Genomic DNA, 12,562 nt, shown 5'->3' with positions numbered 1-12,562 from the left:
GGGATTCGGGATTGGGGATGCGGGATTTGGTAGAAGCGGGCTCGGCCTGGATCGCGATGCGGTCCTTTAACCGGAACCCTGCTCGCCCCCGATAGTTCCCACCCCGCGCTTGCCAATCCCGCATTCCCAATCCCCAATCCCATCGCAATCGCAGAAGTACACTGTCCCCAATGTCCTCCGACGCAATCGAAGTGGCCGCGCTGAAGGCCGACAGTTTCGGCCGCATCGCGCTGATGCGCGACGGCCACGGCCTGTTCGTGCGCCGCGACCTGGGCCATGTGCCGTGGTGGCTGCGCCTGCCGGCCTGGTGGCTGGCGCGGCGCGAGGCCCAGGCGCTGCGGACGGTGGACGGCCTGGAGGCGACGCCGCAACTGCTGCGCTGGGACGGACGCCGGCTCGATCGCAGCTATATGGAAGGCGCGGCGATGTACCAGCGTCCGCCGCATGGCGATCTGGCCTATTTCCGTCAAGCCCGCCGCTTGCTGCAACGCCTGCACCGCCGCGGCCTGGCGCATAACGATCTGGCCAAGGAAGCCAACTGGCTGGTATTGGCCGACGGCACCCCGGCGATCATCGATTTCCAGCTCGCCGTGCGCGGCGACCCGCGCTCGCGCTGGATGCGCCTGCTCGCGCGCGAGGACCTGCGGCACTTGCTCAAGCACAAACGCACCTACTGCGGACACGCGCTCACGCCGGTGGAGCGGCGCGTGCTCAAGCGCCATTCGTGGGTGCGCGAAATCTGGTTCGCGACCGGCAAGCCTGTCTACCGTTTCGTGACCCGGCGCATCCTGCACTGGGAAGACAATGAGGGGCAGGGGCCGAAGCCCTGACTCGCGGCCACGATCCGACCCGGCTGCGGGGTGGGATGACGCGCCTCCGTACGCAAAGGCCGAGCGAGCGCATGGTGGGATCGGTCCGTTACGATCCGGATTCGTTCGTGTCCCGCCATCGGTTCGTGTCCCGCCATCGGTTCGGCAACCGGCGCGGGCCTCGCGCCGTTGGAGGCGAGGGCGGGAACGGCGCGCCAGCATCGAGGGTTCGCGTTCGCGCACCTGCCAGCGGCCCCTTCATCGATCCATCGTGCATTCGCGAATCTTCGGCATGCGCCTTCGCGCATTCGCTCTCACCAGGAGTCTCCATGAGCAGCTTGTCCGGCAAGACCCTCTTCATCACCGGCGCTTCGCGCGGCATCGGCCGCGAAATCGCGCTGCGCGCCGCGCGCGACGGCGCCAACATCGCCATCGCGGCCAAATCCTCGGTCGCCAATCCCAAGTTGCCGGGCACCATTCACAGCGTCGCGGCCGAAGTCGAGGCCGCCGGCGGCCGCGCGCTGGCGCTCAAGTGCGATATCCGCGAGGAAGACGAAGTCAACGCCGCGGTCGCCGCGGCGGCCGATGCGTTCGGCGGCATCGACATCCTGGTCAACAACGCCAGCGCGATCTGGCTGCGCGGCGTGCTCGACACGCCGATGAAGCGGTTCGACCTGATGCAGCAGGTCAACGCGCGCGGCAGCTTCCTGTGCGCGCAGGCCTGTTTGCCGTATCTGAAACAGGCCGCCAATCCGCACATCCTGACCCTGGCGCCGCCGCCGAGCCTGGACGTGAAATGGTGGGCGCCGCATACCGGCTACACCTTGGCCAAGATGGGGATGAGCTTCGTGACCTTGGGTTTGGCGGGCGAGTTCGGTCCAACCGGAGTAGCGGTCAACGCCCTGTGGCCGAAGACGATCATCGCCACGGATGCTCTGAACCTGATCCCCGGCGTCCCCGTAGACCGCTGCCGCAAACCGGAAATCGTCGCCGACGCGGTGCGTGAGGTGCTGATCCGCCCCGCGAAGGATTTCTACGGCAAGTTCCTGATCGATGAAGAGGTGCTCACCGAGGCCGGCATCACCGATTTCAGCAAGTACGCGGTGGATCCGAGCAAGCCGCTGCTGCCGGATCTGTTTTTGGGCTGAGGCGGGGCAGGAACGTTCGAAAAAAGCCCCGCATCTGCGGGGCTCTCTGGTTTCCAAGCATCGACGAACGCGGCGCTCAGTGTTCCGGCAGTGCGCTCAGATCCACGCGCGGTTTGAACCACGATTGGCGACGCGTGAACGTACTGCCCGGCGTCGCGGACTGGCTGAAAAATCCGGTGTTGCGCAGATAGAAGGCCGGGGCGATCGCGCCGCCGGTGATGTCCAGACGTTGCCGGTTGCTGGCGGTCGCGTCGACGGTAAACCGCGCCGATTTCACTTCCGACCACGAACCGTCTTTGCCGATCGCCCACTGATTGCCGTACAGGGCCATGCGGTCGAGATAGCCCAGGTCCGGATTGAACGACTCGATGAAGGAATACACGCCCTTTTGATAAGTGGCCACGCCCTCGTACTTCCAGGTGGCGATGAATTTCCACTGGCAGTCGCCGTAACCGAGCAGGCAGGGCGTGCCGAACCACGCCGAAAACAGCGTGTTGCCCTGTCCGTCCGGGCGTGCGCGGGTGATGAAACGATAGGTATGGCCCGGCTTCCAACCGTAACGCAGGAAGCTCTGGCCGCCGGTGCCTTCGCCGCCGAAGTCTTGCGCGACCACGTCTTCGCCTTTCTTCAACAAGGACGTTTTGCCGGCGGGCGAATCCCACACCGAGAACAGCACGCGCCGTTCGCTGGCCGAATTGACCTGGATACCGAAATAGCCTTGGGCGAAGCCGTTGGCCATGAAGTACGAACCGATCGGATCGTATCTTCTCGGCACGGTGACCTCGTTATAGAAATACTCGGTGTCCTGCGGAACGGCGAAGCCCAGATGTCCCGAAGGCCCGCGTCGCGACCAATAGAAGTTGGCCGGATCGTCGGCGAAGACCAGACCCGCGGCAGCGGCGCTGCCGGCGACTTCCAGGCCGGAGATATCGCCGTAGTAACCGCCATCGGTGCTCACGCCCTGCAGATCCACCTTGACGTAGCCGGGGCGGGCGATGGCGAAGCTGCCGACATGGAACGACGATGTGGCGCTGCCCGACAGCGATGTGAGCCGGCGTTGGCCATCGATTGAAACCTGGACGGTGCTGCGAGTCGCGCCGTGCAACGCGCCGACCAGCGAAAGCTCCAGCTTGCCGGCCCGATTGGCGTAGAAATAAACGCTGGCGACGGCCTTGTTCGAACTCCAGTTGTGCAGGCCGGTGCCGTCGACCAGTTCTTCCTGCGCGGCGGCGGGACGGGTGATGAAGGCGTTGCCTCCGAGCGGCACGATGGTTTTGCTCTGCGCGAACAACGCGCCGGATTGCAGCGCCAGGGACAACAGTAACCAGAAAGCGAGATTTCGCATGGTCGTTCTCCGTATGCGGGATTCGGTGACGCGGGGACAGTGGAGCGGAAGCGGCGGCGCACGGGCGGGTTCGCCCCTCGTACTCCGGGGTCATCCCGGTGCCGTGGCGCGGGGGAGATGGCGTGGCGGCGATTACTTCACAGCTTTTCGAACAGCGTCAATGGACCTGGAGCCATGTAAATCCACGGTGTCGCTACGACGCGGCTTTGCGGCTATAAACAGCCGCCGTGAAAGTTTTCCGCAGCCTTGGCGGCGGGCGAAATGTCGCAAAGCGCGCCGACGCCGGCGTTGGCGCATCGGGCAAGGAGCCGCGATCGGGCGTCAAAGATGGGGGGCGTTGCGCCGCCGCGGTGGGCGGATGCCGCTGGGGGCTTGCCGCGCGATCAGTCGATAGGCAGCTAGGTCGCACCGCCGACGCGCTGCTGGTCAGGCGGCGGTTTCAGCCAGACCATCGACGTCTTGCGTGGTAACGCGCGCCATGCATGCGATGCATCGCATTCATGGCGCGTCGAGGAGAGCGCTTGCGCCTCGACGCGCCGGCGGCGTTGGCGGCCGCTTGATTGAACCGCTTACTTGCCGGTCTGCTTCAACGCGTCCGACAACGAATACAGCAAGTCCACATAGAACCGCTCCACCTGCACCAACCCGGCGATCTTCGAGCCGGGGCTCGGCTCGATCACCATGTACTCGTTCGGCGCATGCGCGCCGCTGCCGTGGCCCAGGCCGCCGGAGATCATCGGCAGGCCCAAGGTCTGGGTGAATACGTAATACGGCGCGCTGCCCGCGATGCGCGGCGCCACCGGCGGCGTCTGGCCGTACTTGCGATAGACGCTCAGCGCCGCCCGAGTCAGCGGCGCTTCCACCGAGGTCTGCGCCGGCGGGTAACCGGACAGCTTGCGAATTTCGATGTCCTGGAAACCCTTGGCATCGAGCTGTTTGCGGATCAGCGCCAGCGCTTGGTCGGGAGTCTGGTCGGGCACCAGACGCGAATCGACCTTGGCCACCGCGCGATGCGGCAGGATGGTCTTGACGCCTTCGCCGGTGTAGCCGCCGACCAGGCCGTCGATGTTGAGCGTGGTATCGAACAGCTCCGCCGCCGTGGCATCGCGATAGTTGCGGCCGTTCTTCCAGCGCGCCGCGCCGAGGCTTTCGAGCTGCTTGGCCGCGTCGGCTTCGCGAGCGCGCACGATGCCGTTGAACAAACGCTGCTCTTCCGGGTTGGGCGCACGGATCGCATCGCGATAACCCGGCACCGCGATCTCGCCGTCGGGCGTGGTCAAGGTCGCCAGCGCCTGCACCAGTCGCCAACTCGGCGAGTCCAGCTTGGCCGCGAGCGAGCCGTGCACCTCGCTGCGCTGCGGGCCGCCGGTGCTCGGATTGCCCTTGGCTTCCAACTCCATGTAAAGAATGCCCTTGACGCCGAGGAACATCGACGCCTGTCCGTCGCGGTCCTGGGTGTTCATCGGGAAGAACACGCCATCGGCCTTGCGCAGTTGTTCCTGATACTTGGCGACCACCTCCGGGTAGTGCGGCGAGCCGAGTTCCTCTTCGCCTTCGGCCAGCACGATCAGGTTCACCGGCGGCTTGCCGCGGGTCTTGATCACCGCGTCCAATGCGTTGAGGAACGCGCGCTGCGGGCCTTTTTGATTGGTCGCGCCGCGCGCCATCAGCACTTTGCCGAGCTTGGGCTCATCGACCAGCGAGCCGGCGAAGGCGTCGACCTTCCAGCCGGTCGGCTCGATCGGCTGCACGTCGTACATCATGTAGACCACCAAGGTATGCGGCGCGCCCGCGTCGTAGTAGCCGTAGACGCCCGGATGGCCGGAGGTCGGCACCAGCGCGGTGTCGCGGAAGCCCAAGCGATCAAGATCCGTGCGCAGCAGTTCGGCCATCTGCGCGATGCCCTTGTTCTGCGCGCTGATCGAAGGCTGGCGCACCCAGCGCTGCAGATGCGCCAGATCGGTCTCGCGCTGTTTGTCCAACTGCGCGTAGACATCGGCGAACTCGCCGGTGTAGGGCGCCACCGAGGCCGGATCGAAAGCATGGGTTTCGCTGATTTCTATCTTCGGCGGCGCGGCCCAGGCCGAACTCAGCGCCAGGCTCAGCGCGGCGGACAGCAGGGCGACGGACAACGGCGCGGCGATACGGCGACAACGTGAACTCATGGCGTTTCCCCTCGTCTCAGGCGACTTGGAATAGTAGACCCATGGCTTGCTCCGGCGGGCCGCGGGCCGGCCGGATCGAACGGCGTCGGCTCGCGGCACTGCACGCGCCCGGGCGATCGGCGACAATGGCCGTTCCGTTCCCCTTCCGCACCGACCCCCCCATGGATACCGCCTCGCTGTACGCCCTGTCCGAGCGCTACTACCTGCCTGTCTACCGCCCGCGCCGGATCGTGCTCGATCGCGGCCAGGGCTCGCGCATCTGGGACGTCGATGGCCGCGAATACGTCGATTTCGGCGCCGGCATCGCGGTCAACGCGCTCGGCCATGCCCATCCGGGACTGATCGCCGCGCTGACCGAGCAGGCCGGCAAGCTGTGGCACACCAGCAACGTGTTCATCAGCGAGCCGCCGCTGCGCCTGGCCGAACAACTGGTCGAGGCTTCGGGCTTCGCCGAGCGCGTGTTCCTGTGCAACTCCGGCGCCGAAGCCAACGAAGCGGCGATCAAGCTGGCGCGCAAATGGGCCACCGGGCAGGGCCGCGAGCCCGAGCGCCGGGTCATCCTGAGTTTCCGCGGCAGCTTCCACGGCCGCACCCTGGCTGCGGTCACCGCGACCGCGCAGCCGAAGTATCACGAAGGCTTCGAACCGCTGCCGCCGGGCTTTCGCTACAGCGACTTCAACGATCTGGCCGCGGTGCAGGCGGCGATGGCCGACGGCGCGGTTTGCGCGGTGTTGGTCGAACCGGTGCAGGGCGAGGGCGGGGTAACCCCGGCCGATCCGGCGTTCCTGAGCGGCCTGCGCGCCTTGTGCGACGAGCACGGTGCGTTGCTGATCCTCGATGAAATCCAATGCGGCATGGGCCGCACTGGGCAGTTGTTCGCCTGCCATGCCTATGGGGTCAAGCCCGATGTGGTGACCTTGGCCAAGGCCTTGGGCAGCGGTTTTCCGATCGGCGCGATGCTGGTAGCCAGTTCGGCCGCGCAAGCGATGCAGTTCGGCGCGCACGGCACGACCTTCGGCGGCAATCCGCTCGGCGCGGCGGTCGCCGGCGCGGCGCTGCGCGAGTTGCGCTCGCCCGAATTGCTGGCCAACGTCGAGCGCCAGGCCCAGGCGATCCGTGCCGGTCTGGCCGCGCTGGACGCCGAACTGGGCGTGTTCGCGCAGGTTCGCGGTCGCGGCCTGATGATCGGCGCGCAACTGCGCTCCGAGCATGCCGGCAAGGCCGGCGAGATCCTCGACCGTTGCGTCGAAGAAGGCCTGTTGCTGCTGCAGGCCGGTCCGGACGTGCTGCGCTTCGTGCCCGCGCTCAACATCGGCGATGCCGACATCGCCGATGGGCTGTCGCGTCTGCGCGCGGCACTGTTGAAGTTCCTCGGGCGCTGAGCCGGCTTCACGCGACGATGCACGACTGCGTCTTCTGTGAGATTCTCGCCGGCCGCGTGCCGGCGAGTTTCGTTTACCGCGACGATCGCGTCGCGGCCTTCATGGATCTGCGCCAGACCGTCGACGGCCACGTGCTGATCGTTCCGCTCCGGCATGTCCACGACATCTACGGCCTGGACGAAGCCATCGCCGGTCACTTGATGGCGATCGCGGTGCGCGTCGCCAAGGCCTTGGCCGCGGCGGAACGGCCGCCGGGACTCAATCTGTGGCAATCCAACGGCGACGCCGGCGGTCAGGAAGTCCCGCACGTGCATCTGCATGTACAGCCGCGGCGCGAAGGCGACGGCATCCTGCGGCTGTACCGGGACGGCCTGCCTGCGGCGAGCGACCGCGGCCGTCTGGACCGGCTTGCCGCACAGATCGCCGAGCGGCTTTAGCGTTTCCCTCGGCGCAGGGGATTTCCCGGCGGAAGTCGCACGGGGGCGGCACGCCGACCGCCTGCAGGGCGGATCGCGGCGATCAGCGGCACCGGAAGGGCTTTACGTGAGAATTTCGTTCAAACGATAATAATTCTCGTTTGCCGTAGCCCTCCGGAGTCCCCCCGCATGTCCCGCAGCCGCCTTTTCCCGGCGCCCTTGGCCCTGTCCATAGCCTTTTCGCTCAGCGCGCCCGTCCACGCGGCCGACCTTGCCGAGGCCGCCGACGGCGCTGCCGATCCGCAGGCCACCACCCTCGATCACATCGTCGTCCAGGGCCAATCGATCGGCTACAAGGCCGACACCGCGACGACCGCGACCAAGACCGATACCCCGATTTCCGAAACCCCGCAGGCGATCACTGTGGTCACCCGCGAACGCATGACCGACCAGGGCGCGCAGAACGTGCAGGACGCGCTCAACTACGCCGCCGGCGTGCGTTCGGACGCGTACGGCCTGGACTCGCGCACCGACTCGGTGCTGATCCGCGGTAGTTCGCCGCAGGAATACCTCGACGGCCTGCGCAGCTCGTTCAACTACTACACCAGCACCGCGCGCACCGATCCTTTCATGCTCGAGCGCATCGAAGTGCTGCGCGGCCCGGCGTCGATGCTGTTCGGCCAAGGCAGCACCGCCGGTGTGGTCAATATGGTCAGCAAACGTCCGCAGGCGCAGACGCGGCGCGAAATCGGCGTGCAACTGGGTAGCTTCGAGCGCCGCCAGCTCAACGCCGATTTCACCGGCGCGCTGACCGACGACGGCACCTGGCTGTACCGCATCGTCGGCGTGTATCGCGATAGCGAAACCCAGGTCGATCAAGTCGACGACGACCGCCGCCTGATCGCGCCCTCGCTGACCTGGAAGCCGAGCGACGACACCACGCTGACGCTGCAACTGCGTTGGCAGCAGGATCGCACCGGCTCGACCTCGCAGTTCTTCGGCTGGAGCGGCCTGATCGCGCCCAATCCGAACGGGCGCATTCCGGCCGATCGCTACATCGGCAACCCGGGCGATCACTATGACACCGACCGCACCAGCGCGGGCTGGCAGTTCGAGCACCGCTTCAACGAAAACTGGACCATCCGCCAATCGTTCCGCGCCGCGCGCAACAAGGTCGACTACGCCAGCGCCTACGGCGATCCCTTCACCGATCCATCCAATCCCTTCGTCGATCCGCGGCAGCGGGTCATCCGCCGCGAAGGCTGGTTCGCCAATACGAACGTGCGAATGCAGAACATCGACCAGCACGTGGAGGGCCTCTTCAAGACCGGCGCGATCGCGCATCAGCTGCTGGTGGGTCTGGACGCGGCGCGTTTCAAGCAAGACGAACAGCAGCTGTTCGAGAGCGCGGAGGATCGCGGTGGCACCATGCCGGCGATCGATATCTTCAATCCGGTCTACTTGCCGCACACCCCGCCCCCGTTCGAGCCGGCGGTCAAGAGCAGCCAACGGCAGGTAGGCGCGTATCTGCAAGACCAGATGCACATCGGCGACCATTGGATCGTCGTCGCCGGCCTGCGCCACGATCGCGCCAAGAACGGACGGGTCGGCGAGCGCACCGAGGAATCCAGCGCCACCACCAAGCGCCTGGGCGTGATGTTCCACGACTGGGCCGGCTGGTCGCCGTACGTGAGCTACAGCGAATCCTTCACCCCGGTGGCCGGCGCCAACGCCATCACCGGCGCTCGCTATAAGCCGCAAAAGGGCGAACAGATCGAAGCCGGCGTCAAGTTCGAGCCGGCCGGCCGCGACCTGAGCTTCACCGCCGCGACCTATGAATTGCGCGAAGAAAACCGTCTGGTGGCCGATCCGGCCAACCCCAACACCAATGTGCAGACCGGCAAGACCAAGGTCAGCGGCGTGGAGTTCGAACTCACCGGCAAGGTCACGTCCAGCTTCGACATCACCGCGCACTACAACTATCTCGACAACGACAAGCAGCTCGAAGCCACGCCGCGTCATCAGGCCGCGGTCTGGGGCAAACAGCGCTTCAGCGTCGCCGGCCGCGACGGCTTCGCCGCCGGCCTGGGCCTGCGCTACATGAGCGCGTTCGACAGTCCGCCGTCGCCGACCACGCCTTCGGTGACGCTGGCCGATGCGATGGTGTCCTTCGATACCGGCGCATGGCGTTGGGCGCTCAACGTCAACAATCTGACCGACAAGCGTTACTTCAGCATCTGCATGGGCCGCGGCGACTGCTGGTTCGGCGCGCGACGCACTATCGGTTTGAGCGCGACCTTCACGTTCTGACCGCGCTTCGATCCAAAGCGAAAGGGCCGGCGAATTCGCCGGCCCTTTCGTTAGTGCGATCGGTTCGGCGCGATTGGCGACTACAACGCGGCGAAGGCCGCCCGCGCCGCTTCCACGGTCTGCGCGATTTCGGCCCCGCCGTGTGCGCTCGACACGAACCCGGCTTCGAACGCCGACGGGGCCAGGTACACGCCGCGCTCAAGCATGCCGTGGAAGAACCGGTTGAAACGCCGCGTGTCCGAAGCCAGCGCGTCGGCGAAACTTTCCACCGGCCCTTCGCGGAAATACAGGCCGAACATGCCCGGCGCGCGGGTGGTGTGGAAGGCGATGCCGGCCTCGCGCGCGGCCGCTTCCAGTCCGTCGCACAGCGCGTGGGTGCTGCGCTCCAGTGCCTCGTGGAAACCTGGCGCCTGGATCAGCTCCAACGTCGCCAGACCCGCCGCCATCGCCACCGGATTGCCGCTGAGCGTGCCGGCCTGATAGATCGGGCCGCTCGGCGCGACCTGGCTCATCAGATCGCGCCGCCCGCCGTACGCGCCGACCGGCATGCCGCCGCCGATGATCTTGCCGAAGGTGCTCAGATCCGGGGCGATGCCGTAACGCTGCTGCGCGCCGCCGAGCGCCACGCGGAAACCGGTCATCACCTCGTCGAAGATCAGCAGCGTGCCGTGCTTCGTGCACAGCTCGCGCAGATGTTGCAGATAGCCGTCCTTGGGCAGGATGCAATTGGCATTGCCGACGATCGGCTCGATGATCAGGCCGGCGATCTCGCCGCCGACTTCGTCGAATAACTTCGTCGCAGCATCGAAATCGTTGTAGGGCAGGGTCAGGGTCAAATCGGCCAGCACCGACGGCACGCCTGGAGAATTCGGCAATCCCAGAGTCAGCGCGCCGCTGCCGGCCTTGACCAGGAAGCTGTCGCCGTGACCGTGGTAGCAGCCCTCGAACTTCACGATGCGGGTGCGCCCGGTCGCGCCGCGCGCCACCCGGATCGCCGACAAGGTCGCTTCGGTGCCGGAATTGACCATGCGCACCATCTCGCAGCTCGGCACGATCCGGGTGATGGCTTCGGCCATCGTCACTTCCAGCGCATTGGGCACGCCGAAGCTCAGGCCGTTGCGCATCGTGCGCTCGACCGCGGCAAGCACTTGCGGATGCGCATGGCCGGCGATCATCGGCCCCCACGAGCCGACATAGTCGATGTAACGATTGCCGTCGACGTCGAACAGATGCGCGCCTAGCGCACGCTCGGCGAAGAACGGCTCGCCGCCGACCGACTTGAACGCGCGCACCGGCGAATTGACGCCGCCGGGCAACAGTTCGCTGGCGCGAGTGAACAGAGCGTGGGAACGAGCGTTATTCATGGGGTTCTTCTTGGGGAGCTTCTTGAAAACAGGAAAGGTAGGCGCGTACCGCGGCGGCCGGATCGGCCGCGTCGAACACGCCGCTGATCACCGCAAGCAGATCCGCGCCGGCGAGCACCAGGCCGCGCGCATTGTCCGGGGTGATGCCGCCGATCGCCACCCGCGGCAGATTCAGCGGCGCAGCCTGCTGGAGCAGCAGCGCCGCCGCGCGGCGCGCATGCGGTTTGGTCGGCGAAGGGAAAAACGCGCCGAAGGCGACGTAGCTGGCGCCCTGCGCCGCGGCGGCACGAGCCAGGGCGATGTCGTCGTAGCACGAGGCACCGACGAGGGCCGCCTCGCCCAGGACAGCGCGGGCGGCGGCGAGTTCGCCGTCGTCCTCGCCCAGATGCGCGCCGTCGGCACCGATCTGCGCGGCCATACGCCAGTCGTCGTTGACGATCAACGGCACGCCATGGCGCCGGCACAACGGCTGCAGGGCCAGCGCCTGCTCGAGCCGCAGCGCCGCGTCCGCGTGCTTGTTGCGGTACTGCAACCAGCTCGCGCCGGCCGCCAGGACCACGCCGACCCGGGCCGTCAGCGCTCCGGTATCGGGTTCGTCCGGCGTGATCGCGTACAGGCCGCGGCGTGGCCAAGGTGGGTTCATGTGGCAGCTTCCGTCGGGGAGGGCGGGGTGGGACAATGCGCGGCCCGCAGTCCCAGCATTATCCGCCCATGTCCGAGATCGCCGCGACCACCGCCTACCGCACCTGGATGTGCGTCGTGTGTGGCTTTATCTACGACGAGGCCCTGGGGCTGCCGGGAGAAGGCCTGGCGCCGGGCACGCGCTGGGCGGACGTTCCCGATACCTGGACCTGCCCGGACTGCGGCGTGACCAAGGACGATTTCGAGATGATGGAAGTCTGATCGGTCGGGCCGCGCGCTTCGGCGGCCGCGGCACGGTCAAGCAGGCCGCGCCGGCTCAGTCGATTCCCGGCCCGAACCTCAGTTCGTCGCCGTTTTCCAGCTTCAGCTTCGCCGCCTGGCCGGCGTTGAGTTCCAGCACGTACTTGGCCGGCGCCTCGCTCGGATAGGGCGGGCAATTGTCCCCGGCCGAGCACGGTGGCACATCGCGCTGCTGGGTGACCAGCCGGCGCTGGGTATCGAAGTAGAGGATGTCCAGCGGAATCCGCGTGTTCTTCATCCAGTACGCCTGCGGCGCTTCGGTCTCGTGCACGAACACCATGCCGTGATCGGCGGCCATCTCGTCGCGGAACATCATGCCGCGCTGGCGGCTTTCCAGCGTCTTGGCGACTTCCACCTGATAGCGCTGGCCGCCGATCTCGACCCAGCTTTGCGAGGACTCCGCGGCGCAGCCGGCGAGCGCAAGGGCGCAGGTGATCGACAGCACGAATCGCTTGAGCATGGCCTAAGTCCTTATAGCGCGACGGATGGCGCGACCATCGGTCAGCGACCGACGATCGTCAAGCCGAAAATGTTTTTGATTTTTCTTGCACAAACCCCTTCCCCAACCCCATGCGCATCTGCATAATGCGCGGCCCCGCTGACCGGTTGTTCGGTCGCAGGGACGCGCGGAAGGCAGCGGTTTGGGCAGGTGGTTGACGGCTTGAAACGATGCTGTAAGAT

The 12,562-nt window shown here is 66.6% G+C and carries 11 protein-coding genes and 1 pseudogene; 6 read left to right on the top strand and 6 right to left on the bottom strand.

The annotated features are described in order from the left end of the window. Nucleotides 1–170: 170 nt before the first annotated feature. Both ACTOWJ_RS09585 and ACTOWJ_RS09580 read left to right on the top strand, forming a co-directional pair. Nucleotides 171–830: a serine/threonine protein kinase gene (locus tag ACTOWJ_RS09585; protein WP_441334385.1), complete on the top strand. Its 660-nt coding sequence runs from the start codon at nt 171–173 to the stop codon at nt 828–830. Nucleotides 831–1,138: 308 nt separating this feature from the next. Beyond that, nucleotides 1,139–1,957 (top strand): SDR family oxidoreductase, encoded by an 819-nt coding sequence (locus ACTOWJ_RS09580; protein WP_441334384.1) that lies wholly within the window; start codon nt 1,139–1,141, stop codon nt 1,955–1,957. Between the two features lie 76 nt (nt 1,958–2,033). Here ACTOWJ_RS09580 and ACTOWJ_RS09575 read toward each other — a convergent pair whose 3' ends face one another. After that, nucleotides 2,034–3,302 (bottom strand): DUF3472 domain-containing protein, encoded by a 1,269-nt coding sequence (locus ACTOWJ_RS09575; protein WP_441334383.1) that lies wholly within the window; start codon nt 3,300–3,302, stop codon nt 2,034–2,036. A 569-nt stretch (nt 3,303–3,871) separates the two neighbouring features. Then, entirely contained in the window at nt 3,872–5,467 is a 1,596-nt protein-coding gene (locus ACTOWJ_RS09570; RefSeq protein ID WP_441334382.1) for a M20/M25/M40 family metallo-hydrolase, read from the bottom strand. A gap of 161 nt (nt 5,468–5,628) precedes the next feature. Between ACTOWJ_RS09570 and ACTOWJ_RS09565 the strand changes: the two genes are divergently transcribed. The 3 genes from ACTOWJ_RS09565 (at nt 5,629) to ACTOWJ_RS09555 (ending at nt 9,575) form a co-directional block, all read left to right on the top strand. Beyond that, a complete protein-coding gene (locus ACTOWJ_RS09565; protein WP_441334381.1) occupies nt 5,629–6,849 on the top strand; it encodes an acetylornithine/succinyldiaminopimelate transaminase in 1,221 nt (406 codons plus the stop codon). 17 nt (nt 6,850–6,866) lie between these two features. Then, nucleotides 6,867–7,286: an HIT family protein gene (locus ACTOWJ_RS09560; protein ID WP_441334380.1), complete on the top strand. Its 420-nt coding sequence runs from the start codon at nt 6,867–6,869 to the stop codon at nt 7,284–7,286. A 168-nt stretch (nt 7,287–7,454) separates the two neighbouring features. Beyond that, nucleotides 7,455–9,575: a TonB-dependent siderophore receptor gene (locus ACTOWJ_RS09555; protein ID WP_441334379.1), complete on the top strand. Its 2,121-nt coding sequence runs from the start codon at nt 7,455–7,457 to the stop codon at nt 9,573–9,575. Nucleotides 9,576–9,655: 80 nt separating this feature from the next. On the opposite strand, the gene hemL is transcribed toward ACTOWJ_RS09555, so the two are convergent. Both hemL and thiE read right to left on the bottom strand, forming a co-directional pair. After that, nucleotides 9,656–10,939 carry a glutamate-1-semialdehyde 2,1-aminomutase gene (hemL, locus tag ACTOWJ_RS09550; protein ID WP_441334378.1) on the bottom strand — a complete coding sequence of 428 codons (1,284 nt, stop codon included), beginning with the start codon at nt 10,937–10,939 and terminating at the stop codon, nt 9,656–9,658. Then, nucleotides 10,932–11,582, bottom strand: a complete 651-nt coding sequence (gene thiE, locus ACTOWJ_RS09545) for a thiamine phosphate synthase (RefSeq protein ID WP_441334377.1) — start codon at nt 11,580–11,582, stop codon at nt 10,932–10,934. Before thiE ends, hemL begins: the two co-directional genes overlap by 8 nt. Here thiE and ACTOWJ_RS09540 point away from each other — a divergent pair. Beyond that, nucleotides 11,581–11,842, top strand: a pseudogene (locus ACTOWJ_RS09540) (rubredoxin). The gene thiE and the pseudogene ACTOWJ_RS09540 sit on opposite strands and share 2 nt — an antisense overlap. A 55-nt stretch (nt 11,843–11,897) precedes the next feature. On the opposite strand, the gene ACTOWJ_RS09535 reads toward ACTOWJ_RS09540, so the two are convergent. Together ACTOWJ_RS09535 and ACTOWJ_RS09530 are read right to left on the bottom strand one after the other, a co-directional pair. Continuing rightward, a complete protein-coding gene (locus ACTOWJ_RS09535; protein ID WP_441334376.1) occupies nt 11,898–12,341 on the bottom strand; it encodes a DUF192 domain-containing protein in 444 nt (147 codons plus the stop codon). 41 nt (nt 12,342–12,382) lie between these two features. Beyond that, the coding region (locus ACTOWJ_RS09530) for a hypothetical protein (RefSeq protein ID WP_441334375.1) at nt 12,383–12,562 on the bottom strand (180 nt) is incomplete at its 5' end.

It is taken from the genome of Lysobacter sp. CA199 (genome assembly GCF_052078715.1).
GTDB lineage: Bacteria > Pseudomonadota > Gammaproteobacteria > Xanthomonadales > Xanthomonadaceae > Lysobacter.
Note: the sequence above shows the minus strand (reverse complement) of the source record. Positions and strands in the feature narration are given on the sequence as shown.